Raw genomic sequence first — 23,938 nt, 5'->3', positions numbered from 1 at the left:
AGGCTCCGCACGTCCGGCCACGGATCCGCCATCGGCCTAGATGGGGTGGGCGGTGCGCAGGGACCCGTCATGATTGAGAATGACTTTGATTCCCGTCGAGATTCCCCCGCCCTGGTTCTTGGAAAGGCGACCGACTGCATTACCGGGACCGAAGTTGTACTCATACACGACTCCGTCACGCCCCTTATCGTTCGGCATTGCCTTGCCGTTTCCTACGGCTTCCTGAATTCGCTTCTTGAGCTTGTCTCCCTTGACAAACTTACCCTCGAACACTCCCTTTCCGTCGGGATCGCTCGAGTAGCCCGGGCCGCTCGTCCTGTGGTTGTCCAGGACATGCTGCCATCCGTCGTACTCCGGCGTGGACCACTTCACGATGGGACGGGCCTTCGCGGCCTTCGCTACGTCCGCGACGCGCTCGAGGTCTTTCAGCTGGTCGGGCAGCTTGATGAAGTCGCCGATGATCGGGATGAAGCCCATGATGCCGAGGCCCGCGCCGAGCTTGTCGCCTTCGTCGGCTGAGCGCTTGACGTCGTAGCCGTCGCAACCGGCTCCAAGGATGGGGATCCAGCCGCAGCCGATGAGCAGCAGTTCCTTGACCTGCTCGGGGTCGCCCTGTTCACCGATCAGGCCCGGGCAGGCCGGGTAGCCGGAGCTCGTTCCGCCGCAGCTGTTGCCGGTGTTGAGGTTGTTGTCGGTCATGGGCGGCGCGCCACCGGTCGTGGTGCACTGGTTCATGCCCATCGCGTAGTAGCAGGTCGTCGTGCCGGTGCTGGCGTAGGTGGCCGTGCCGGTCCCGCCGCCACCGCCGCCACCGCCGCCGCCACCGCCGCCGCCACCGCCGCCGATACTGGAGATAGCGTCGCCCACGACGCCGAGCACGGCTCCGACCGTGCCGCCGATCACGGCGCCGATGATGCCGAGCAGATCGCCCAGGCCACCGCCGCCCTTCTTGAGCCCCGTCGGGTCGCTGAAGGTTATGGGGCTGTTGTCCGCGTAGGCGTAGCCGTTCATGGACTGGTGCTGGTCGAGTGAGAGCACCGGGTCGACGCTGGTGAACTGGCCGATTCCGGGGTCGTACTCACGTGCTCCGACGTGGGTGAGGCCTGTGGCGGCGTCGGTCGGCTTGCCCAGGAAGCCCTTGTCGTCCGGCCAGGTGGTCGCCTTCGGGCCGCGCGAGGCACCGAACGGCGACGTGTAGCGCTTGACGACGGTGAACGTTGTGGCGTCCATGGCTATTGAGGACGTGCCGTGGTGGTCGGCGGCCAGGAAGCTCAGTTTGCTTCCCGATGTGCCGCTGACAGCGGTCCGGCATGCGATGTTCTGGCCGTTGGCAGTGTAGTAGCGCGTGCCGGAGAGGGTCTTGGCCGTCCCCTTGACCGTCAGGCGGACCTCGGTGGCACCGAGGTAGAGGACGGTGTCGCCGTCTCCCTTCGCACGCCGGATGAGGAGCTCACCGTCGGCGTCGTAGAGGTAGCTGGTCTCGGCCGGTCCCTCGGTCGTCCTGGCCAGCTTGCCCTCGGCATTCCAGTCGAGGGACTGCTGGGCGGCCGGTCCGGGCCGCTTGGTGGTGTTTCCGGTCTTGTCGTACTCGTAGTTCTGAGTGGTGCTCCCGGTCGTCGTCTTGGTGAGGGGGTGCGGCTGGTTGGTGGGCGTGTTGCCGTAGGAGTAGTCGGTCGTGGTGGTTGCCGAGGCCGTGTGCTTGGTCTCGGTCTTGCGCTGACCGGCTTCGTTGTAGGTGTACGACGTCCAGTACGGCGCCGCACCGTCGATGTTCGCCTGGGTGCGCCCGGCAGCCGCGCAGTCGGGGGTCTTGGGCGTCCAGGCCTCGGTCAGACGGCTGTGGCCGTCGTAGGCGAAGCACTGGTAGTCGGGCTTGGTGGTGCCGCCCTGTGTGGTGCCGTCGAAGATCGACGTGACGTTGCCCGCGGCGTCCTGCTTGAACTTCAGCTCCTGTGGCATGTAGCCGTGCACGTCGTCGGTGACGTAGGAGCGCACGAGGCGCCGGGTTCCGGCCTCGTAGTCGTAGTTGAGGTACGCCTTCTTCGCGGTGTCTGTGCCGTCCGTGCCGAGAGCGAGCTGACGCAGGTCGCCCTGCGGCGAGAACGTGGCGCCCTGGAGATATCCGCTCGTACCCTGGGACGTGATCTGCTGGCCGGTCGCGTTGTATTTGTAGGAGACCGTCTCGGCGGGCAGTCCGCCGACCGCGGGCTGCGCTGCCTGAGAGACCGTGCCGTCGAGCCGGTAGCCGGTGGAGAATGACAGCGTCTTCGGGACGCCCGCCTTCACCAACTCATCGTCGTCCGGCAGCGAGAACTGGGTGCTCTCGACCTGGTACTGGGCCGAGTACTTGGTGACCGTCGCGGTGTACGCCTTGCCGGTGGCGCCCCCGTCATAACGGGTTGCTGTGTCCTGGTGCCCCTTGGCCAGGGTGTCGAAGGTCCACGCAGCGAGCTTGTTGGCGTCGGTCTTGCTGGTCTTCCACAGGCCGGTCCTGCGGCCCAGGTCGTCGTACTCGGTGAGAAGGCTGCGCCCCTCCGAGTCCGTCGACTTGATCTGCCGGTCCAGTACGTCGAACTCCGGCTGTGTGGTGCCGGTGTCCGGATCCGTCGACTTGCGGACACGGCCGAACAGGTCGTACTCGTACGACCACGTGGCCTTGTCCGGCCCGGTGATGGTCTTCTGCAGACCGCCCGGAGCGTAGGTGTAGCCCGTGGTGGTGTAGGCACCTTCAGGCTTGGGGCCGCCGTACTCGCGACGCTCCGTGGTCTGCCCGAGCGCGTTGGTCACCACCGCCGTGGCCTGGCCACCGGCCGGCGCGGTGCTGGTCACCGTGTCCCCGGTGTAGGTGTTCTCGACCGACCAACGGGTGACGTTGGAGGTCTTCATCACCTCCTTGACGACCCGGCCGGCACCGTCGTACGTGGTGTCGGTCTGCCGGGGTGCCTGTCCGCCGTCGATCTGCACCGCCGTGCCCGACGGTGCGGACTGCTCGTCCCAGATGTCGGACTGCCGGGAGACGGCCAGACCCCGCGAGTCGTACAGCGTCTGGCTGATCAGCCGACCGCCGACCGGCGTGGGCGACTGCACCTGACGTGAACGCAGCAGCGAGTCGAAGATCTCGTAGGTGGTGTTGTAGCCAGACCCGTCGCCCTTGAGCGTGCTAATCGCCACCCACGGCATCGCCGAGTTCGTGACCTTGTACGCATAGGTGTGGTTCGGCGTCTTGTTCAGGGCCTTGGAGCGGTTGGGCAGCCAGAGCTTGGTGAGTCGGCCCAGGCTGTCGAACTCGGACTCGGTGATCTTGCCGTTGGGGTCGGTGACCTTCATGGCCGAGCCGGTTCCGATGTCCACCTTGGTGGTGGTCTTGAACTTCTTGGCGTCCTCGGTCGAGGTCGCGGTGAGCGGCCCGCTCCCGGCGGGTGTGTAGGTCGCGCTGGTGGTCGGCAGGTTGTTGGTGTCCTTCACGACCAGAGCGCGGCCGAGCGCGTCGAAGGTCGTGCTGGTGACCTTCTGCCAGGCCGGGGTGGCCGCGGAGTACGACTTCGCGCGGCCGGTCCAGGATGCGTCGCCCCGGACCGGCTTCTGCGAGGCGCTCCAGCCGGTCGCGGCGGGGTCGTCGTAGACGATCGCGGTGTCCTCGATGACGTCACCGGGACGGGTGTTGTCCGCGGGCAGGTCGAGGGACGTATCCGTCACCGAGCAGAGCTTCGCGACCTTGCGAGTGCGCGAGACGAGGGAGTTGATGCCCTGGTCGGCGTTGCGCGCGTACCAGGTGCGCGTGCGCGTCTCGTCGCCGCTGATCGCGTCGTCGCCCTTGTCCTCGATCGTCTCAGGCATGCCGTGGTCGTCGTACGAGGTGACGGTGGTGCGGACGCGGTCCCTCGCGGTGCCGCCAAACGTCACCCGGGTGCGCTCGTGCGTGGCGGCCGTGCGCACGTAGTACGCCTCGGTGTCGGCGTACGACTTGTGCTGCGTCGCGGTGCGCTCGGACCACGGGTCGGCGACCGAGCCGGACACCTCCGCAGTGCCGTCATAGGTGACGGTCTCGCGTACGAATCCCGCGTACTGGTCCGAGTCGGTGATCTCGCCGGCCTTGATGCCGGTCACCTTGGCGGTTCTGCGCTTGTCCGGGTCGGGCGTCTTGCCGTCCGGGCCGAGGACGCGGTCGCCGTGCATACCGCGCAGGTACACCGTGACCGTCTTGGACTGGGTGCCCTCGCTGACGCCGGTGAGGTGCGTGACCTTCTCGAAGCCGCGCCACATCGACCAGGTGCGCTTTTTGGCCGGAGTCATCGGGTCGTCGTCGTAGTGCCAGGCGCCGCCTCCGGAGTACTGGTAGCTGTGGTGGACAGCCTCGGAGCCGCCGAACGGGTCTGTTGTCTTGACCGCGCTGACCGGGTACTTCTGGAACCAGTCGAGGATCAGCTCCTGCTCGCCGTTGGGCGACCACTTGACCGGGTAGCAGCGCTTGGTGTTCTCGTCGACCTTGGGCATGGTCTGGCCGTAGACGCAGTCGGCCTCCATGTAGGACACGATCGTCTGGGCGCCGGCCTCGGAGACGATGGTCTTCAGTCGGGGCTTTTCGAACGACAGGATGTCGTCGGAGGGGCCGTCGACCCGGTTCGGCTTGAACTCGTGGGTGAACTTCACCGGGTCCATGGCGAGATCAGTGCCTCGCTTGCCGGTGTGCGTGATGGAGTCGAGCCACAGCGACTGGTCGGTGGAGTCACCGGTGTCGCCCGGGTCCAGGTACAGCTGCTTGAACGACCAGCCATCGATCGCCGCGTACGCGGGCGTCGCGGCAGCGGCGTCCCACGCATAGGTGGTGACACCGGTCATCCGCTTGCGGGTGAAGAACGAGGGGCCCACGTTCCCGGTGCACTTGTCGCCTTCCTTGCAGATGGCGTCGTAGGGCACGTCGGGCCAGTTGTCCCGCTTGTCCTCGGTCAGCGCGTCACAGCCGGTGCCGCTGGCGACGCAGCGCTCAGCGTAGGAGAAGACCACCTTGTTCGAGGCCGCCGGAGTGGTGGAGAACAGGGCACCCTTGCGCTGGCCGTAGCGGATCTCCTTCAGATAGCCGCCGCGGGTGTACGCGGTGCCGGTGTTGTCGTCACCGAGCTTGTCGTAGTGGTTGTTCTCGTCCTCGTACCAGTACGTGGAGGAGTTGCCGTGGGTGTCCTCGACCAGGTCGAGGTTCCAGCGCCAGGCCTGCTTCTTGTCCCGGCCCGAGAAGCTCGAACCGTCGGAGTAGCCCGGCTCGCCCTCGTCGTCGCCGAACACCGGCACGGTCCACACCGACTTGGTGCGGTCGTCCGTACCCGCGCCCGGCAGCTTGTTCAGGCCGAAGGTGTAGACGGTGCCCTCACCGGTGGTGACGGTCCAGAACTCGCCGTTGTCGTCACCGTTGTCGGCGCCGGTGCGCCGCTCGACGGTGGAGGCGTCGTCGCTCTTCAGCCGCCACTTACCGCTGGTGTCGTCCTTGACCAGCTCCGTGGCCTTGCCGTTCAGCACGATCGAGGCGTTGTCGTACTTCCAGCACAGATCGTACTTGTCGTCCTGGCCGTCGTCGTCGCACGAGCCGTACTGCCGCTCGATGTACGACGAGGTGATGTCGAAGCCCTCGCCGAGCGCCGTGCCCTGGTTGTTCGTCGAGGCCGTGCGGCCGTCCACGCTGCCCGAGTCGTAGGAGATCTGCAGCTCCGGCTGCGGACCGGCCGCGGCCGGCGGGGTGCGCAGCGGGTACGACCAGGTGAACGTGCCGGACGAACCGCCCGCCTCCCAGGTCGAGGACGCCGCGAGCGGAGTCGCCCCCAGATCACCGGCGCCGGACTGTGATCCTGCCGCGAGCGCGAGGACCATCGTCGAGCCGGTGCTCGCTGAGCGGGCCGCGGGTGCGAAAGCCAGCGGTGCGCTCAGCTCGTCGGCGCCCCGTTTGTTCGTAGTTTCGAGCGGAAGCCGGGTACGGCATTTGGCCTTGGCGGGGTCGCTCAACGCACAATCGGGCAGCTGCTGCATTTGCAGCCGGCCGGCCCAGTCGGCTCCGTAGGCCGAGGCGAACGCGGAGTAGTCGACGCCGAGTTCGGCCCGCCCGCCGGTCTTCGGGCCGGTGACGGCCAGGACCACGCCCTTGACGCCCAGTGCCCTGGCCGCCTTCTGGTCCAGGACGTTCACCCGGACCGAGCCGGCCGCGCGCTTCTTGCCGGAGACCGGCTCCAGCGTCAGAGGCAGCGAGCCCGGCTTCGCCTCTGCCGCCCCCTTGTCAGGCAGGGTCAGCTGTGCGGTGCCCTTGCCGGGCCAGGTCACCGACCGGTTCTGGTCGGTGCGGGCCCGCCGGGCGGCGGCCGCGTCGGCGGCCTCGCCCTCAGCCACCGCACGAGCGGCCTTGCGGTTTGCCTTCGCCGTCAGCGGCGACACGTCGACTGAGCGCGCGTCCTTCAGCGTCGGACGACCCAGCGGGTCGTCCCGATCCGCCGCGAACGCGACGGGTGACAGCAGGCCCGGCAACATGGCCAGGCCCATGCCCAGCGCGAGGCCGGGCATCCAGCGGACGGTTCCGTCCGCTGCCGACCGGCTGCTTCTCGGCAGCCGGTATTTCCCCAAGGGGTTCATGTGGGTGTTCTTTCTGCGTCCGGCCGGAAGCCGGGCGCGCTGCGCCCCCGCGCGGCGGGGGACGGGGCGGTGTGAGGGAGGGTGACCCGCGACGGCCCCGCCGGGCCCGGGCAGTACCTGCCGGGCCCGGTGGGGCGGAAGCGTCAGAGCATGTTCGTTCCGAGGACCTGTGAGCTGATCTGGTCGGCGCTCATCGCACCTGTCCAGACGCGCACTTCCTCCAGGGAGCCGGGCAGGTAGTGCCCGGTGCTGCCGCGGCCCGCAGTGATCGCGCCGACGCCCTGCTGCGGTGCGGTGAACCCGGAGTCACCCTCTGCGGGCTGGTCGAACTCGCCCACGTACAGGTGGAGCCTGCCGTACTTGGTCTCGCTCGATCCGTCGTCCGGGTCGGTCCACTCCCAGGCCTCCTGTGCGTCGAAGACGCCGGTGACCTGCACCCAGGTGTCGACCTCGGCGATGTCACCGCCGGGCACCTCAGCGCTCTGGGTGACCTTGCCGTCCGTGCCGAGCGCTGTGCGGGTGAACTTCCACTGGTAGAGGTCGTCGGCGGGCTTGACGACCCACAGCGCCCACGAGGACTCTCCGCCGCTTGCCTGCTGCCCGGCCACTTGAGCCTGGTAGCCGACGGGCTTGGCCGCGAGCTTCACGGAGTCGAGCCGCACCCGCGCAGTGGCGGTGAAGGAGCCGGACTCGTCGGTGACCGGTCCGGTCGCCGAGGCATAGCCGGCCGTGCCATTCAGGACCAGGGCGTCGTTGTCCGCGTCGAGAACCGCGCCCGAGGCCGACAGCTTCATCGGACCGGCAGGGTACGAGGTCAGCTCCTTGAGCTCGGTGCCCGTGGAGGCCGCGGCGTCCCAGTGAGCCACCAGCTCGTGCAGGGGGACGCCGTTCTCCGACAGCTGTGCCTGCTCGGTGACCTCGTCCGCGGTCAGCGCCCGCTGCCACACGGACACCTCGTCGAGGCGGCCGCGGAAGTTCTCCCCGTAGCTGCCGCCCACCAGCGAGCGGCCGAACTGCATGCCGCCGGAGGAAACCCACGGCGTGTACGCGGTCGAAAGCGAGGTGAGCACCACCGGTTTGCCCTGCGGCCGGCCGTTGACGAACAACTGGATGGTGTCGTTGGTCTTGTCCGTGTCGCCCTGGGTATCGAAGACACCCGCCAAGTGCGTCCACACCTTCACTGGCGGCGCACCGGTGTCGGAGAGCGACCGCAGATAGGTCTGGCCTTCCGTGACGTCAGCGGCGGTTCGGTTGAACACCCACTTCTTGTACGCGGCGGAGTAATACAGGGTGAACGCCGAGGCGTCAGTCCCCGGGGCCGCGAGCACCACACGGTTCTGCGAGGCGTCCGTCAGATAGGCCCACGCCGAGACGGTGAAAGAGTCCTTCGTGTTCACGGCCGGGGTGGCTGTTGCCGCGTACGCCTTCTGGTTCTCGGGAACGGTGCTGTCCATCCACAGCGAGTAGTCCGCGTCACCGCGCCGGGCCAGCGTCGACCATCCCGCACCGGCAGTGTGGAGCGTGGCATCGTGCCGTGTGCCCTCGGCGGCGGTGTCCTTGGCGACCGTCACACCGGAGTCCGGGGCGCCGTCGTCGAAGTGCCAGGTGCCGGAGGGGCCGGAGGCGGGGGCGACCTTGAAGGTGAACTCGGCGGGGGTACCCCACCGGCTGCGTACGTCTTTGGCCTCCACCGACAGCACCTGAGTGCCGGACAGTGACGGCGTCACGTTCGGCACGGTAACCGAGGAGCCGCTGACCGTCTTGGTCTCCTTGGCGGAGGTGGTCAGCAGCCGCCAGCGGTAGCCGGCGATGTCTTTGTCCGCCGCGTTGGGCTTGAAGGTGAAGCTGCCGGGGACGCCCGGGCCACCCTTGCCCTCGCACAGGTTCGTAGTGCACGCGGTGTACGGGCTGCCCGTGGTGATCACCGGAGCCTTGGGCGCCGTCGAGTCGATCTTGAAGTAGCACCACTTGGAGTACGACGAGAACAGGTCACCCGACTTGCCGCCGTACGACCAGTGCGACTGCGTGCGCGCCTTGAGCCGGTACAGGCCGCCGTCCGCACGGTTGGTCGTGCGCATCCTCTCCAGGGTGCCGTCCGGGTCCCAGCCGGAGTTCGGCCGGTAGTCCGACCACACCTGGTGCCAGGCGGCGTCGTCACCGCGCTCCACGATGTACTCGGCCTGCAGAGAGCCCTCTTCGTCACCCGCGCTGTGCTCGACCTGGGTCTGCACCCGGGCCTGCACCATCGGGTCGATCCGAGTGACGATCAGCGGATCGGAGGAGGACGTCTTGCAGTAGGCGGTGGAGCCGTCGCCCGGGATGACACCGACGTCGGTAGGCACGCCCGGCTTATAGGCGTAGTTGACCTTGAGCTCGGCGTTGTCGTCGAACCGCTTCCACGCCGAGGGGTCGCCCTCATCCTTGGCCCGCAGCATGAAGGTGAGCCGGTGGATCTTGCCGTCGGCGAACTTGCGCACCGTCGACGCCAGGTTCTCGTCCGACTCCTCCGGGTTGTCGTTGAACTCGACCCAGGCATCAGGCTGGTCGGGAGTGCAGTTGCCGCCACGCCCGGCCGACACATGCCGGTCGCCCATCTGGTCGAGCTGAGCCGGGCCCGGCCAGCGGGTCCCCTCGGAGATGTTGTCGGTGCGCTCCAGGTCCACCCACTTGGGCTCACAGGAGAACGACCAGGTCTCGTACGCGCGGAACGTGGCGTCGAGGATGTACTTGCCCGCCAGTTTCGACGGCGAGAACTCGAAGAGCATGCGGTTCGTGTAGTTGTTGCCGCAGTAGTACGGCCCCGCCACGCTGCACCGGCCGACGCCGTAGTCGCCGTTGAACTGCCAGAACTTGTCGCCGTCGGAGGACAGCACGGTCCGCTCCGACCTCCCGAGTCCGACCGAGGGGTCGATGTACACGGGGTGGGCGGGAGTGAGGTGCTGGGAGGTCGGCGGTGAAGCGGGGGAGTGTCTCGAAGGTGGGCACAGTGGCCTCCTCCGGGCAGCACGACGCAGCCCCCGGCGGGTGCCGGGGGTTGATGTAGGCGGTACTCGTTGGTGGTGCGCGTTCCCTGGTGCTCGGTAGTGCTTGTTGGTGTCGTCCGGGTCGTGATGTGAGGGCTGCCGGAGAGCGATGACATTCGCATCCGGCCCGAGGCCGCTTCCCGCCCGGCGGCCACCTGAGAAGAAAGTTCGGCCACTGCTCCCGCCTGGCGGGACGTACCGCTGATCGGCCTCTTCTCGCAGGTCAGAGCCGTGTGGCGTGGTCTCCATGACAGTGGATATCAGGGTCGTCCGGGCCGGTCAGATGTACCGCTACTACCTGCGCGAGACCGTTGTCGGCGACGGCCGTCGCCCGGCCCGCACGCCGCTGCGCGAGGCCCAGGAGCAAGCTGGTGTCCCGGCCGGGCGATGGATGGGCCGGGGACTTGCCGTGCTCGGGCTGACGCCGGGGCAGGAGGTCACCGAGCAGCAGCTGCGGAACCTCTTCGGCGAGCGGGGCCGCCACCCGTACGCGGACCGGATCGAGGCCGACCGGCTCGCCAAGGGCGACTCCCCGAAGAAGGCGTTCAAGGCCGGCGCCCTCGGACGCCAGGTGATGGTCACCGGCGTCGACTTCGTCTTTAGGCCGCAGCCGACGATCTACCTGTTGTGGGCGCTGGGGGATGAGGAGACCCGGCGGGTGATCGAGGCCGCGCACGAGCGCGCGATCGAGCGGGTGCTGGAGTGGATCGAGGACGAGGTGGCGGTGATCCGGTACGGCAAGGACGGCATCTACCGGGTGCGGCCGCCCGGCGGTCTGGTCGCCGCGCGCTTCCGCCACTACGAGGCACGGTCGGGGATGCCCTTGCTCCATGACCATCTGCTGCTGTCCGTGAAGGGGCAGCGGCTGGACGGGAAGTGGGGGTCGATCCACATCCTGGCCCTGCATGAGAACACCGTGGCCGCCTCTGCGCTCTACAACGAGCTCGTGGCCGCGGAGGTTTGCGAGGCGCTGGGGCTGGCGACCGAGCCGCGCATCGTCACCCCGGGGCGCCGGCCGGTGATGGAGATTGCCGGGGTGCCGCACGAGCTGATCCGCTTCACCTCCCGGCGCAGCGACCAGATCGCCGCCTGCCTGGCAGAGCTGGAGCACGAGTACGTCACCGCCGTCGACGACGACGGTGAGCTGAAGTTCCTGCCCGTGGTCTCCGAGCGGGCCCGCGCCAAGCTGAACGGGATGGCCGCCCGCAAGACTCGCCCGCCCAAGCAGAAGACCCGGCCGCTCGCGCAGCTGCGCGCGTGGTGGAAGGCGAGCGCACTCCTCACCTCCGGGGTGGCCGTCGACGTCATCAACTCCCTCCTCGAGTACGCCCGCGCTGCGGCTGCGGCTGCGGCGATCCGGGCCCGGGTCGCCGCCGTGGTCGATGTGGCCCTGGCGGCCGTCGACGTCACCGCGACCGTGTTCGTGATGAACGACGGCGGCCGCTTCCACCGCCGACACCTGCTCGCCGAAGCCCGCCGCCACTCGCCCTCGTCCTGCGCGGCCGCCGCCGCGACCCCGGCCTGGACGACAGAATCGTGGCCGCCGCCATCTCCACGCACTGCCTGGACATCAGCGAGCCGAAGACCACACTCGGTCTGCTGTCGGACTACCGTCTCTACACCGCACGGTGGGCCCTGGCCGACCTCCCCGCCCGGCCCCGCCCACCAACTCCCGCGCCCGACCCGGACCGGCAACCCCCGGCCGATCCCGGCGAGCCGGCTGCGCCCCGGGCCCCGGGCCAGGATGCGGGGGAGTGGGAGATACCCCGACTCCCGCTGCAGTACGAGCGGGCCGTCCTCGCGGGCGCGGTGGTGCGGGAGAAGCTGCGCACCACCGCCACCGCTACCGCTGTGCGGGGCCGGGCGTACGACGTCGTCGCCCACCAGCAGGCGGCGATGCCCGAGCAGCTGCTCCCGCCCCCGGAGCCCAGCCGACAGGAAGCGGTCGACCTGACGGCACTGCGGGCCCTGCGGAAGTCCCGCACCGACGTGGAAGCCCTCGATCTCACCGCCGAGCGGCTGCGCCACCTCGGGGACGCCTTCACCGCCGCGGCCGACCGGGCCCGCGCCACGATGGACCGCTACGCGCACCGCGACGATGCCGACGACGCGCATCCGGTGCGCGAGGACGACCAGCGGGCGCACCGCCCGCAGAAGCCTGGACCGCACCGCGGCCGGGAGGCCGGCCACTGAGTGCACCCGATGCCGCCCACCCGCTGCCACTCGCCGCGTTTCTCCTTGACCTCGGCTCAGGTCAAGGAGAAATGCGCCGCCCTCAACCGGTCCGTTCCACCGCATCGACCCCACCCGATGCGCACCACTCCTTCCGTCACGCTTTGTGCAGGGTGATCGCCTCTTGACGATGTGGGGCGGTTGTCACCGCTGCATCCGGCGACGCGACAGCGACGACGTCGTCTGCTTCGTCAACGCCACGCCTGTTGTTCCCTCGTGAGGGTGGCTGACCTTTCGGTCGTATGTCGACGAGTGGTTCGCATTGTGCAGGAGGCGCTCCAAAGCTGCGGGTGGGCAAACGCTCCGTTTCTAGACAATGGTGTGATCTGGCGTCCCGCTTTTCGTTCTGTTTGTCCGCTGTCGACGTCATCATCAGGTCGGCGGTCGGGTGAACGGTGAAGGGATGCAGATGAGCACTGGTAGCACGGGAGCTGTAGACGGCGAGGAGTTCACTGCCCTGATCAGCACGGTCGCGGGAACCGGTACTGCGGGGGCGCCCAAAGGGGACAAGGAGCTTGCCGTTTCGGCTCTGTTGAACGGTCCGTACGGGATGACGGTGGATCGCGACGGGGCCCTCTACATCGCCGAATTCGGCGGCCACCGGATCAGGAAGGTCACGACTGACGGGAGGATCAGCACGATCGCGGGGACGGGGAGCGCAGGGCGCGGGGCAGAGGGTGTCTCTGCCGTCTCAGCCCCGCTGAGTCACCCGCGCGGGATTGCCGTGGACAGCGCGGGCGATCTCTATATCGCCGATTCCGGCAACCACCGGGTCCGGAAGATCACGATGGCCGATGGGAAGATCCATACGTTCGCCGGCACCGGCACTGCGACCTACGGCGGTGAGGGCGTCTCCGCCACCACCGCCCATCTGAACACGCCGTTCGATGTGGCGGTGGATGGCGCGGGCGACGTCTACATCGCCGACTACGGCAACCACCGGGTCAGGAAGGTCACGGCTGACGGGAAGATCACCACGGTCGCCGGGACGGTCGCGGGCCTGTCCCCTGACGGCACCCTCGCCACCGCCGCCCAACTGAGGAACCCCACCGCGGTGGCGGTGGACAGTGCAGGCAACCTCTACATCGCCGACTGCGGCAACCAGCGGGTCCGGAAGGTCCCGAAGGCCGACAGGAAGATCAGAACGGTCGCCGGCACAGGCGCCGCGACCTTCGGCGGTGACGGCGTCCAGGCCGCCTTGGCACCGCTGTACTCGCCCATGGCAGTGGCGGTGGACAGCACCGACACCCTCTACATCGCCGACACCAACAACCACCGGGTTCGGAAAGTCGTGGCCGACGGAACGATCAGCACGTTCGCCGGCACGGGCGCCGCGACCTTCGGTGGTGACGGCGAGTCGGCCGCTTCGGCCAAGCTGAGCGGCCCGCACGGGCTCGCCGTGGACTGCGTCGACACCCTCTACATCGCCGACTACTCCAACAACCGGGTCCGAAAGGTCACGTCGGCGAAGCTGGCCGGGCTGCCCGATTCGGGCACGGTGGTCTCCTGGGCCAACGTCCGCAGCAGGTTGCGGATGGGGGTGGTGCGTGAGTCCACCAACGACGGGGCCGAGGTCCACCAGATCCTCACCGCTCCGAGGGATCACCAGCGGTGGCGGCTCATCGCGGCGGGCCAGGACGACGGCGAGGTCCTGTACCGGATCGAGAACGTGCGCAGCGGCAAGGTCCTGGAGGTCGTGGGAGCGCAGGAGACCAAGGGGGCGGTGGTGGCGCAGCGTGCCTACGAGGGTGCTGACGCGCACCACCAGCAGTGGCGGCTGATCCCGGTGGGCCCGGTGACCGGCACTCCGCGGGTGTATGAGATCGCGAACCGCAACAGTGGTCTGCTCCTGGGAGTCGACACCAACGCCCGCTCGGTGATCAGGCAGTACGAGGCTGTGGGCGAACGCCGGGACCGTCAGTGGCAGTTGGTCCCGGTGTGACGCACGAGGGGGCAGGGGCGGTCATGCCCCTGCCCCCTCGTGACGTGCGTGCTACTGGGAACCGGACGGTTCCTCGGTGGTCGTCTCGGTCGTCTTGGTCTTTCCCAGCTTCTGCGGAGTCTCGGCGGCCGCCTGGGGAGCCTTGGGGGGCTCTGCGGCCCTGGGTGCCTCCGGAGCCTTGGGGGCCTTGGCGTATGCCTCCTTGTCCGGCTTGTCCTGGAGGTCCTCGTTCTTTTGCAGGCCGTCTTCCCTCTTCACCGTCTCACTCGCCTTTGACATGCCGGCGGACGCTGTGCCGGAGACCGAATCGGCGTGGGCGTGCTGGGCTTGCGTACGGGCCGAGTCCCGGGTGGTCTGGATGAAGGAGCCGAGGATGCCCAGGATGACCCGCGCTTCGGGTGACTGCTCCTGTACGACTTTCGCCCGGGAGGATGCCCCGTGGATCGAATGGACGAACAGGCTCGTGCTCTTGTCGTCGTATGTGTCCTCCTGGGCGTCTTCGAAGTCGACGTCCGTATCCGGCTGCGATTCGGCTGCGCCGGCCTTCACTGAGAAGAGCCCCGCGCTGTTCTCCGCGAAACCGAAAATATTGCCGAACACCATGGTCATCACCCCTGGTCGTCGTGGTGGTAGTGCTGCCCGGTCAAGGTCCCTTGTACAGGGCGCGTGGGCTGAAGGTCAGGCTCTCGGCTTCGAACATCGTGTGGTGGACGTCCAGGGAGGACACGACCTCCATCTGTCCCTTCATGCGGTATCCGCCGCCGGCCAGGTTGATGTCGGCGATGTCGCGGGCGACTACCTGGGCGAGGCCGGGGAAGGCCCCGGGCTGCGGGGGAGAAAGGACCGGAACCGGCACGGCGTATCTCACCGCGAGGAACCCAGCGAAGGTCACCGGGATCTCGTAGTCGTAGTGCTTGTGGGCGCGCCGCTGCGTGGCGATGGTTTCCACCCGGGAGTCCTTCGGGACCTTGCCGGAGATCTGGGATTTCGAGGTCCAGCTCGTTGTCAGGGAGCCGCCGACGGTGGCCGCGAGGCCCAGTGCCAGTTGCGCGTTGAGCGAAGCGCTGCCGGTGGCGCTGCCCTGGGCCGTGAACGCCACTGAGTTCGTCACGGAGTTGGACGCGGAGTTGCCCGTCGAGTTCGTTGTGGCCGTTTCGGTGGCGTTGGCGTTGTCTACCCCGACGCTGTCCTTGCTGTTCTTGTTGGTCACCGTGTTGGCGTTCTTGTTCGCCATGTCGTTCCGCAGCTGCGTCCCGAGCTGAGCCTGGAGGTCCATCTTGAGCTGGTTCTGCAACTGCAATTGCAGCTGCGCGCCGATGCTGCCGCCGAAGGTGAGCTTGGCATCCCCGTGGAGCGACCAGGTCACCCCGTTCGACACGGTGAATTCGACCGAGTCGGTGAAGGTCATCTCGTGCGTGTCGCTGCGGTTGACGTAGGCGCGTGAGGAGAACGTGTCCGGCGGGGGCGGAGTGATGTCGCCCCGCTCCTCGATCAGCGGTTCCCCGAGATTCATGTAGGCGAGCCAGCCCAGATCGAACGCGGAGCCGGCGAAAGTGCCTGAGCTCGACTTGTTGATGGAGATGCCGACGGGCTTGTGCTGCACGCCGTTGTTGTCGGTGTAGACCAGGTTGGGGTGGTTCAGGAGGGACGGCAGGTCGATGCTGAGTTCCCGCAGGTTCTTTTTCGTCAGCGGATGGCGCTTGGACCGTTCCAGGTTGTAAGCAGTGGAAGGCATTCCCCGTCCTCGACTGATTCTCTCTGAAACGCGCTCGATGGAACCGAACAGGCATCTGCGCGCTTTCCGAAATTCGAAGCTATCAGCGGCCTCATTTTCTGGGAAGAAGCCTTCACGCATCACGCTCAATCGAGTGAAAGGCATTCACCAACCACTCCCAACTCGCCGAGAAGCGCGGTAAGTTGAAGCGCTGACGGTCACTCGATCGGTGCCTTCAAAAAGTCTTGCACACGATTGTTGCAGCCGTGATTTATGTGGCGGTGGGGGTGTTTGATTCGGCCGTCCATAAATGCCAGGTTATTTCGATCCAGGGCGGCTAAAGCCGTCGCTAACGCGGCGCGGCAAAGCGCTGCACTGTGGCTGGCTTATTGTTCTCCACTTCAAGAACAGGTGAGGTCCCGCGATGTACACCCAAGAACGCACGGCGATGTCGAATCTGGTGGTCGGCGGCCCGGTGGCGGTGAACAGCTACGACAACGCGATCGTGGCCGCGCTGGTCGAGAACCGGCCGGTCATGCTCGTCCACGCCTTCAACGGCGGCTTCCTGCGGCCCGCCGACCTGAAGGACAGCGTCCACGACAAGGGAGTCAAGCTGTCCACCGCGCTCGACTCGGCCACCAAGGAGGCGCAGGGCCACCTGTGGTACATCACCCCGGCCGGCTTCTTCGGGCAGCGGCCGCTGTACTTCGTCGAGAGCGCCGCAGGTCAGGTGCCGCCCAAGCCCACCGGCGCCGGCCAAGCCGACGCCGGGCGCGGCGACGACGGCGCGCCCAAGCCGCTGCGCCGGCGTATCACCGTTCATCAGAAAGCCCCGAGGGCACAGCCGACACCGTCCAGGTGGGCCTGCCCGACAAGGTCGGTGACCTGTGGCGCGGGAAGAACGGCGCGCCGGAGGACACCCAGCTGTGGATCGTCACGGTGACGCCATGGGGCGGGATCACCTTCGTGCCGATCACCCACCCCGACGCCATCCTCGGGTTCAAGGACCACGCGGTGGCGGCCGACAGCGAGGTGCGTGTGACCTACAACTGGGGCGGGGACTTCACCGGGACGGTCATCAACACGTTCTACCCGCGGCTGCCCAACGAGTGGAACGTCCCCTACCACCACGTCTTCACGTGACCCGCGGCCGCCGCCCCACCACACCTGTCCCGAGCCCACGCCCCTACCGCCCGGAAGAGGCACCACAATGCCCGTGCCCACGCAAGAACTGAAACTTCAGATCGTCAACGCGGCCACGGGGAAGATCCTCGGCGCCAGGTCCACGCCGGGAACGGACGGGGCACTGGTCGTGCGTGACTTCCCTGACGGTGGCCCAAGCCTGGAGCAGTGGCAGCTCACCCCCGTACAGGCCACGCAAGGCGGGCCGGCACAGGGCGAGCAGGCATATGTGATCCGCAACGCGGTCAGCGGCAAGGTCCTCGACAATCCCGCCGCCGCGGACCGCGGCGTCCGCCAGTGGGACGCCACCGCCGGCAAGAAGGACCAGCAGTGGCGCGTCGTCCCCGTCGAGGGCGAAGCCGACCTCTACTTCATCGAGGGCGCCACCGATGGTGTCGTTCTCGACCTCGCCGACCCCGCAGCGGACGACATCCGGGTGGTCCTGCGCGAGTACGACGAAAGTGCGGCAAGCCAGCGCTGGCGGTTCGTCACAGCCGACCCTGAGCGCACCAGCGACTCCGTGCTGCGCTGGGCACCACTGAGCCACTGGAACAGCCGCCAGTCCTGGCGACTGGCCCGCTCGGCCGCGCTGCGGCCGGCACCCGGTGCGAGACCCTCCTTCAGCGACATGCTGCTGGTCCTCAAGCGGTTCGGGAGTGACCAGGACGCCGGCGGGTGGAAGAGCGACGTCGCCAACCGGTCTCACAGCGCGCAGCCGGGCTGGTGGGCCGGGCTCGGTGAACGGTTCCTCGCCGACACCACCGGAGCAGGCAGAGCGGACATCGTCGGGCTCAAACCCGCGAAGGGGGCTGTGACGGCCTCCAGTCAACGCGACGGCACCTTCAAGGACGAGGAACGCGTCCTGCACTCACCCGTACCCTCCCCGAGTCCCAAGGACTTGTGGACTCTCGCGGACACGACGGGCGACGGCAGGCCCGATGTCGTCGTACTCGCCGCCGACGGTGTCCGAGTGTCCCCGCAGGACGAAAACGGAAGGTTCGCACCCGCAAGTGGCGAGCCGGTCATCAAAGCGTTCGGCCACGGACAGCAGGCCGGCGGGTGGGTTGCCGACAAGCATCCCTGCTTCCTCACCGACACCACCGGCGACGGTCGCGCCGACATCGTCGGCTTCCACGACGACGGCGTCTGGATCTCACTCCAGGACGAGGAAGGAAAGTTCGCACCCCTCGCCGACGAACCGGGTCTCCGGGCGTTCGGCCACGACGAGAAGGCGGGCGGGTGGGTTGCCGGCAAGCATCCCCGCTTCGTCGCCGACACCACCGGTGACGGTCGCGCCGACATCGTCGGCTTCCACGACGACGGCGTCTGGATCTCACTCCAGGACGAGGACGGGACGTTCGCCGACGCCCTGTGGGTCCTCGACGACTTCGGAGGCGACCAGGGCTGGAGCTCGGTCGAGGAGCACCCTCGGTTCCTGGTCAGGACCATCGATGCAGGAGCAGTGGACATCGTCGGGTTCGGCCCGCAGGGCGTCGTCGTCGCGCTTGGGCGCGGCGACGGCACGTTCGAACCCTCCAAGGTCGTCCTGAACGACTTCGGGCTCGCCCAGGGGTGGACGAGCAGGAAGCACCTCCGGTTCCTCGCCGACGTCACCGGCGACGGCAACCCCGACATCGTCGGTTTCGGCGACGAAGGGGTCTGGGTGTCGCACAACCGCGGCGACGGCCGGTTCGAGCAGGCGCAGTTGGTGTGCTGCGGGTTTGGGTACAACGACGACGCGGGCGCCTGGCGGGTCGACCACCACCCCCGCTTCCTCGCCGACATCACCGGTGACGGACGCGTCGACATCGTTGGCTTCGGCGGGCCGGGCGTGTACGTGGCCCGCAACCTCTTCCGCCGCTTCAGAACCCGATAACCCCAGAAGGGCCTCCACAGCCGCATCACGGCCCGGCTGCCCCGGCGCTGAACGACCAGCCTGTCCAGGGGTGACCGCGCGGCCAGGCGGCGAGCAGTGCGGCGACCGCAGCGTCTGCCGCTCGGGAGAGGGGCGTGGTGCGGCTGATGTGAAGGCGGCCTTGGGTGTCGTACCTGCCGAGCAGCAGCGTGCCGGGGAGCGGCCGGGGAGCCGGTGACTGCGGCGACGATCGCCTTGCTCGTCTCGCGGACCTTGTAATTCTGCGGCGGCTCGCTGGCTTCACATGGGGTGGTGAGGGGGTGCTGTACAGAGGGGCGTTGGTGGATACGCCGGCTCCCGGCGACTGATGACGCTCCGTCATGAGAGCGCAGGCCGGTCCGCCCGCGGCCGCTCTGAGTAGTTGATCAGGTGCAAGAAGTGATTCCCCCTGGTTGGAGTTCTGGGGGGAGAAAGCAGCAGGAGGGGAAGAACATGACGGTTCCTTCGACGCCGGGTATGTCCTGGGGCCCGGTGGCCTCGCTCGGCGGGCAGCTGACGGGTAATCCGGCGGTGGCGCCCTCTTCGGACGGTCGGCTGGAGGTGTTCGCCCGCGGCCGCGCGGACAACGCGCTGGCGACCTGCCACCAGCAGACCTGGGGCGGCTGGTCCCAGTGGGAGAACCTGGGCGCCGCCACCCTGTCCGGCGATCCCTCCGCCCTGCGGACGGCCGCACGGCGCATCGGGGTGTTCTTCCGCAACGGGCAGGGCAACCTCGAACATCCCTGGCAGACGGTCATCAACGGTGGCTACGGCCCAGGGAAGACGCTGGCCAACAACATCGGAGGCGACCCGGTCCCCGGGCTGAATGCCGACGGCCGCCCGGAAGCGTTCTTCCGGGGCACCGACAACGCCCTGTGGCACGTGTGGGAGACCACCAAGTCCGGCTACGGAAACTGGACCGGCCCCGTCAGTCTGGGCGGTACTCTGTCCGGTGACCCAGCAGTGGCGACAGACGCCCGCGGCCGTCTTCAGGTGTTCTTCCGCGGCACCGACGGCCACCTGTGGGTCGTCCGCCAGCGGGACGCCAACACCAACGCCTGGGAAAGCCCCCGGAGCATCGTGCACAACATCGGCGGCGACCCTGTCATCGCCACCAACGCCGACGGGCGCCTGGAAGTGTTCTTCCGGGGCACCGACAACGCCCTGTGGCACCTCCCGCAAACCGACGACTACAACGCCTGGGCCACGCCGACCAGCCTCGGCGGCACCCTGACCGGAAACCCGGCCATCGCCCGGGCCGCCGACGCCCGGCTGGCCGTCTTCCACTGGGGCAGCGGACACCTGTGGGTCAACGAACAGAGCGTCGTCAACGGCACTGACTGGAGCTCCTACGAGCAGATCGCGCAGAACATCGGCGGCGAGCCCGTCGTCGAAGCCGACGGCCATGGACGTCTGAACGTGTTCTTCCACGGCACCGATCACGCCGTCTGGCACATTGCCCAGATGTTCGGCCAGCCGGCCGCGGGATACGCGATCTCCCCCTGACGCTCGCCCGCCTCAAGCCGAAGGATCAGCGGGTCAATGGGCCCGAACTCAGGGTGAGGTGGAACTGATCGTCGTCCACGTCACTCACCTTCCCATCCGCTCTCGTCGGTGTAGGTGCGCAGCGACAGCCGCGCGTCGGCCGCTGCGTGGCGCAGCTCCTCGAGGAACTGCGCCGGCGGCACACGCAGCGTCGGAGGAGTCGCGAGGAACACTCCCGGCAGCGATCGAACCAGCGAGGCCCGTGCGCTGGGTCGTGGATCACGCCGCTCGTGCGAGCTGGCCGGCCGCAGGCGGAGCAGGGCGGCTCTTGCTGCATCCGTTCCCAGGTCGTGGCGAAGCGGGGCGCGGGCGGGGCAGGGACGAGGGAGGCCGGGTCGACGCCCAGTTTGCGGGCGGCCTTCTCGTGATTCATACCTGCTCCAGGAGGTGGGGGAGGGCTGCGGGGCGCCTCGATCACAGAATCGAACGCATGAACGATACGGAGTCGTCGCGACTCGCGCTGCTCCGCTTCCTGGAGCGCGTGCAGGAGCGCGACCTGGCCCGCACCCGCAGGTGGATTGCCGACGAGGAACGCCGCGAGGCTGAGCGGCGCGTCGGCCAAGCACGGCGCCCGCCGGCGCCCGAGTGGCTGATCGAGCGCGGTCTGGACCGCGAGAACATCGTTGCCGTGCACACTGGTGAGTGCTGGGACCCGGGCAAGCGGGCGAAACCAGCGACCAGGGCGCAGGCCATCGAGGCACTACGTCAGCAGGTACCGGCGTGTACGAAGTGCAGGCCGGACACGGCGCTCGGCTTCGACGTCTGGGCGCTGCGCGGCCGGCGTCCGGACGTCTTCTTGGCCGCGGCCTTCTTGGTGGTCTTCTTCGCGGCGGTCTTCTTGGCCGGTTGCTTCTTCGTGGTCTTCTTCTTCGGCAGCTCGTGCACGTCGGCGTCTTCGCCGCGGGCGGTCCTGGCTTTCTGCACGGATTCGGTCAGGGCGGCCATCAGGTCCACCAGCTGGCCCGTCTTCTCCTCGGGCTCCTCCAGCTTCGGTGGCTCGCGATGCTCGCGCTTGGCCTCGATGATCTGCTCGACGGCCTCGGTGTAGGCGTCGCGGAACTCCTCACCCTCCAGATCGTCGCGGGTCATGCTGTCCATGAGCGCCAGGGCGCCCTCGATCTCCTCGTCGGTCAGCTCGACAAGCGGGGGCAGCAGTTCCTCTGGGGATCTGATCTCGTCGGGCCAGCGCATGGCGTGCAGCACGATCACGTCGTCCCGCACCCGCAGCAGGCCCAGGCGCTCTCTCCCGCTCCAGGCGTACTTCGCGACGGCCACCTTCGATGACCGGGCCAGGGCCATACGCAGGAGCTTGTATGGCTTGGCCGCGACCTGTCCTGAGGACTGGAGGTAGTAGCCCTCGCCGATGCGGATCGGATCCACGGACTCCAGCGGGACGAACGCTTCAATCTCGATCGCCTTGGCGGTCGGCAGGGGCAGGTCGCGCAGTTCGTCGTCGCTGATCGGGATGACTTGCTCTTTGGTGAGCTGGTAGCCCTTGCCGATCTCGTCGGTGCGGACCTCGCGGTCCTCGATCTCGCAGTACTTCCTGACCCGCACCCGGCCCATGTCCTCCAGGTGGTACTGGTGGAAGCGGATCGAGTGGTCCTCGGTAGCGCTCTGGACGTTGATCGGAACGGTCACGAGACCAAAGCTGATGGCACCTGACCACACGGTTCGGGGCATGACGGACCTCCGCGGCTACCCCGAGCGACACCAGGTGTGGGATGAAATGCCGTGGCCAAATCTCACGACCGATGGCCAATCGATGGCCGATCGGCCACGAATCTGAGATCGCCCGGTCAAGGCATTCACTCTTTAGACGTCATCTCAATTGGTGGATAATTGTGTAGATAGTCGCTGGCAGACGTGCTGTGGTGGCGGTTGAATGCCTTGGTGAGCGACTACTGGACACCCGCGCATCACGCGGTCGAGCACGAGGATGCGGAGACCCTGGCCCGGTTGCTGGCCGACGGTACCGATCCTGATGAGGTCTTCAGCAACATGACGCTGCTGACGCACGCAATCGACGCCGAGGGCGATGGCTCCCTGCAGAGTGGTCAACCGTTGACCGTGCACACCACTGCTGTGCTGCTGGCCTTCGGGGCTGACCCGGAGCTCGCCGATCCAGACGGTCGCACCCCCATGGACATGGCCAAGCACTACGGCCACGACTTGGCGGTGAAGCTGCTGCGGGCCCACATCAGCGGCCGAGCCGCCGGTAACAGATGAGGGTGCAGGCGATACTCGTGAAGGCGAGGAAATGCTCGGCCTTGCGCTCATAACGACGGTGGAGACGGCGGCAGCCGGCGAGCCAGGACATGGTGCGTTCGATCGTCCAACGATGACGTCCCAGCCGCTGGGAGGTCTCAACTCCCTTGCGGGCGATGCGGTGCCGGATGCCTCGGCAGCTTAACCATCGCCGCAGGTGGGCATAGTCGTAGCCCTTGTCGGCATGGAGCTTGCCGGGCTTGCGACGCCGGGGGCCCCGGCGGGACCGGACCGGCGGTATGCCCTTCACAAGCGGGATCAGGGCCTGGCTGTCATGGACGTTGGCACCCGAGGTCCCCACGGACAGGGGCAGACCGGTCCGCTCGGTGATCAAGTGGATCTTTGAGCCGTACTTGCCCCGGTCTACAGGATTCGGACCTGTCAGGTCCCCCTTTTCAGGGCGCGCATGTTCACCGAGTCGATCGCGCACCGCGACCAGTCCAGTTCGCCACGGGACCCGAGCTCGTCAAGCACCAGGCGGTGGAGCTTGGCCCACACCCTGGCCTTCGTCCACTCGGTGAAGCGTCGGTGAGCCGTCGCGCCGGACGGCCCGAACGACGCGGTCGGCAACTGCTGCCACGTGCAGCCCGAGGTCGCCACGAAGACGATCGCGGCCAGCACTTCGCGGTCGCCATGCCTCCGCCGGCCCCCACCCTGGGGCCGCGACGGCGCTTCCGGAACCACTCGCTGGAACAGCTCCCACAACTCATCCGGCACCAGCCGCTCGACGATCCTCACCACGACCGCCAGCTTACCCAGCCAAATGAGATGACTTCTTAGTGTGACCTGCTCGTGAGCTGAACCGCCAATGGGCAGGCTCTCCGCAGCGCGGTTCTCGTACGAGGGGCCGGGCTGGGGGTACGCCATGGACGGTGACACGGTCACGGTCAGTGTTCGCCACCGCGACGGTGAAGTCGCCGGAGACCAGGCATGGTTGGGTACATCGGCCGGTCTCCTGGCGTCGGCCGCGCCGTGGCGGACCTTGCGCTGGTACAGAGGGCAGAAGCACTATGCTGGCACGTACTGGGCGGCGACGACACAGGATTACCTCGTCTACGAGTCGCGGCTGGAGCTGGCCCGGTTGCTGTTCGCCGACTTCGATCCTTCGGTACACGGCATCGTGGCCCAGCCCTTCCTTCTGAAGGCCGTGGTGGATGGGCAGGTCCGCAAGCACGTCCCGGACTACTTCCTGATCACCGACAGTGGACCGGTGGTCGTGGACGTCAAGCCGCGCCAGCGGCTGCCGAGGCCGGTGGTGTCCTTCACGTTCGCATGGACCCGGCGGGCGGTGGAGTTGCGGGGGTGGCGCTATCAGGTGTGGAGCGAGCCGCCGGAGACGGTGCTGGAAAACATCCGCTTCCTTGCCGCGTATCGGCGTGGGTGGTTGTTCTCACCGGAGGTCCTGGAGGAGTTGCGTCGCGCCGACCTGGACGGTGTCCCGCTCAGGTCGGCGGCTGAGTTTCTTCCCGGCCGGCCCGAGCCGTGTGTCCGTGCCGCGGTCCATTACCTCTAACCTCTGCGTCCTTCCT

The 23,938-nt window shown here is 67.9% G+C and carries 14 protein-coding genes and 2 pseudogenes; 9 read left to right on the top strand and 7 right to left on the bottom strand.

Going from position 1 to position 23,938, the window contains the following annotated elements; all coding sequences use genetic code 11:
* Nucleotides 1–36: 36 nt before the first annotated feature.
* Both CEB94_RS00380 and CEB94_RS00375 read right to left on the bottom strand, forming a co-directional pair.
* Nucleotides 37–6,540: an RHS repeat-associated core domain-containing protein gene (locus CEB94_RS00380; RefSeq protein ID WP_246111645.1), complete on the bottom strand. Its 6,504-nt coding sequence runs from the start codon at nt 6,538–6,540 to the stop codon at nt 37–39.
* A 212-nt stretch (nt 6,541–6,752) separates the two neighbouring features.
* Nucleotides 6,753–9,527 carry a LamG domain-containing protein gene (locus CEB94_RS00375; RefSeq protein WP_246111644.1) on the bottom strand — a complete coding sequence of 925 codons (2,775 nt, stop codon included), beginning with the start codon at nt 9,525–9,527 and terminating at the stop codon, nt 6,753–6,755.
* 352 nt (nt 9,528–9,879) lie between these two features.
* Between CEB94_RS00375 and mobF the strand changes: the two genes are divergently transcribed.
* The 3 genes from mobF (at nt 9,880) to CEB94_RS00360 (ending at nt 13,806) form a co-directional block, all read left to right on the top strand.
* On the top strand, nt 9,880–11,586 hold the full coding sequence (gene mobF / locus CEB94_RS00370) for a MobF family relaxase (RefSeq protein WP_175430250.1): 1,707 nt from the start codon (nt 9,880–9,882) through the stop codon (nt 11,584–11,586).
* A complete protein-coding gene (locus CEB94_RS00365) occupies nt 11,529–11,825 on the top strand; it encodes a hypothetical protein (RefSeq protein WP_246111643.1) in 297 nt (98 codons plus the stop codon). Before mobF ends, CEB94_RS00365 begins: the two co-directional genes overlap by 58 nt.
* A 763-nt stretch (nt 11,826–12,588) precedes the next feature.
* Nucleotides 12,589–13,806: an RICIN domain-containing protein gene (locus tag CEB94_RS00360; protein WP_455568370.1), complete on the top strand. Its 1,218-nt coding sequence runs from the start codon at nt 12,589–12,591 to the stop codon at nt 13,804–13,806.
* 51 nt (nt 13,807–13,857) lie between these two features.
* Here the strand turns inward: CEB94_RS00360 and CEB94_RS00355 are convergent, their stop codons facing one another.
* Nucleotides 13,858–14,409 (bottom strand): hypothetical protein, encoded by a 552-nt coding sequence (locus CEB94_RS00355; RefSeq protein WP_175436822.1) that lies wholly within the window; start codon nt 14,407–14,409, stop codon nt 13,858–13,860.
* A 40-nt stretch (nt 14,410–14,449) separates the two neighbouring features.
* The gene (locus CEB94_RS00350) at nt 14,450–15,541 is read right to left on the bottom strand and encodes a hypothetical protein (protein WP_175436821.1); all 1,092 of its coding nucleotides are present in this window, start codon (nt 15,539–15,541) and stop codon (nt 14,450–14,452) included.
* Between the two features lie 403 nt (nt 15,542–15,944).
* Between CEB94_RS00350 and CEB94_RS00345 the strand changes: the two are divergent.
* From CEB94_RS00345 to CEB94_RS00335, 3 genes and pseudogenes are all read left to right on the top strand, one after another.
* Nucleotides 15,945–16,663 (top strand): annotated as a pseudogene (locus CEB94_RS00345) (hypothetical protein).
* Nucleotides 16,664–16,730: 67 nt separating this feature from the next.
* Nucleotides 16,731–18,578 (top strand): FG-GAP-like repeat-containing protein, encoded by a 1,848-nt coding sequence (locus CEB94_RS00340; RefSeq protein WP_175430248.1) that lies wholly within the window; start codon nt 16,731–16,733, stop codon nt 18,576–18,578.
* Between the two features lie 471 nt (nt 18,579–19,049).
* Nucleotides 19,050–20,102 carry a PLL family lectin gene (locus CEB94_RS00335; protein ID WP_175430247.1) on the top strand — a complete coding sequence of 351 codons (1,053 nt, stop codon included), beginning with the start codon at nt 19,050–19,052 and terminating at the stop codon, nt 20,100–20,102.
* A gap of 80 nt (nt 20,103–20,182) precedes the next feature.
* On the opposite strand, the gene CEB94_RS41620 is transcribed toward CEB94_RS00335, so the two are convergent.
* Nucleotides 20,183–20,314, bottom strand: coding sequence for a hypothetical protein (locus tag CEB94_RS41620; RefSeq protein WP_281292480.1), 132 nt, complete (start codon nt 20,312–20,314; stop codon nt 20,183–20,185).
* A 257-nt stretch (nt 20,315–20,571) separates the two neighbouring features.
* On the opposite strand from CEB94_RS41620, the pseudogene CEB94_RS40475 reads away from it, so the two are divergent.
* Nucleotides 20,572–20,835: pseudogene (locus CEB94_RS40475) on the top strand (DUF6233 domain-containing protein); the annotation flags it as partial.
* 11 nt (nt 20,836–20,846) lie between these two features.
* Here CEB94_RS40475 and ku read toward each other — a convergent pair.
* Nucleotides 20,847–21,824, bottom strand: a complete 978-nt coding sequence (ku, locus tag CEB94_RS00330; protein ID WP_175430246.1) for a non-homologous end joining protein Ku — start codon at nt 21,822–21,824, stop codon at nt 20,847–20,849.
* A 210-nt stretch (nt 21,825–22,034) separates the two neighbouring features.
* Here ku and CEB94_RS00325 point away from each other — a divergent pair, with 210 nt between their 5' ends.
* Nucleotides 22,035–22,370, top strand: a complete 336-nt coding sequence (locus tag CEB94_RS00325; protein ID WP_054214933.1) for an ankyrin repeat domain-containing protein — start codon at nt 22,035–22,037, stop codon at nt 22,368–22,370.
* On the opposite strand, the gene CEB94_RS00320 is transcribed toward CEB94_RS00325, so the two are convergent.
* A protein-coding gene (locus CEB94_RS00320; protein ID WP_425472531.1) for an IS5 family transposase occupies nt 22,342–23,141 on the bottom strand; the annotation gives its coding sequence in 2 pieces (ribosomal slippage) (nt 22,342–22,793 and nt 22,793–23,141; 801 coding nt in all). The two genes, CEB94_RS00325 and CEB94_RS00320, sit on opposite strands and share 29 nt — an antisense overlap.
* Before the next feature lie 133 nt (nt 23,142–23,274).
* Between CEB94_RS00320 and CEB94_RS00315 the strand changes: the two genes are divergently transcribed.
* On the top strand, nt 23,275–23,922 hold the full coding sequence (locus tag CEB94_RS00315; RefSeq protein ID WP_246111642.1) for a TnsA-like heteromeric transposase endonuclease subunit: 648 nt from the start codon (nt 23,275–23,277) through the stop codon (nt 23,920–23,922).
* The last annotated feature ends 16 nt before the right edge of the window (nt 23,923–23,938 follow it).

Origin of the sequence: Streptomyces hawaiiensis (assembly GCF_004803895.1) — a bacterium.
In the GTDB taxonomy this organism is placed as follows: domain Bacteria; phylum Actinomycetota; class Actinomycetes; order Streptomycetales; family Streptomycetaceae; genus Streptomyces; species Streptomyces hawaiiensis.
The sequence above is the reverse complement of the archived record's forward strand: the minus strand, read 5'-3'. Positions and strand labels throughout refer to the sequence as shown.

What these genes read in the sequence shown, in the direction of transcription:
- CEB94_RS00380 (WP_246111645.1), bottom strand. Translation starts at nt 6,540, where the DNA reads ATGCCCGGCCTCGCGCTGGGCATGGGCCTGGCCATGTTGCCGGGCCTG.
- mobF (WP_175430250.1), top strand. Translation starts at nt 9,880, where the DNA reads ATGACAGTGGATATCAGGGTCGTCCGGGCCGGTCAGATGTACCGCTAC.
- CEB94_RS00365 (WP_246111643.1), top strand. Translation starts at nt 11,529, where the DNA reads ATGCCCGAGCAGCTGCTCCCGCCCCCGGAGCCCAGCCGACAGGAAGCG.
- CEB94_RS00355 (WP_175436822.1), bottom strand. Translation starts at nt 14,409, where the DNA reads ATGGTGTTCGGCAATATTTTCGGTTTCGCGGAGAACAGCGCGGGGCTC.
- CEB94_RS00350 (WP_175436821.1), bottom strand. Translation starts at nt 15,541, where the DNA reads ATGCCTTCCACTGCTTACAACCTGGAACGGTCCAAGCGCCATCCGCTG.
- CEB94_RS00340 (WP_175430248.1), top strand. Translation starts at nt 16,731, where the DNA reads ATGCCCGTGCCCACGCAAGAACTGAAACTTCAGATCGTCAACGCGGCC.
- CEB94_RS00335 (WP_175430247.1), top strand. Translation starts at nt 19,050, where the DNA reads ATGACGGTTCCTTCGACGCCGGGTATGTCCTGGGGCCCGGTGGCCTCG.
- ku (WP_175430246.1), bottom strand. Translation starts at nt 21,824, where the DNA reads ATGCCCCGAACCGTGTGGTCAGGTGCCATCAGCTTTGGTCTCGTGACC.
- CEB94_RS00315 (WP_246111642.1), top strand. Translation starts at nt 23,275, where the DNA reads ATGGACGGTGACACGGTCACGGTCAGTGTTCGCCACCGCGACGGTGAA.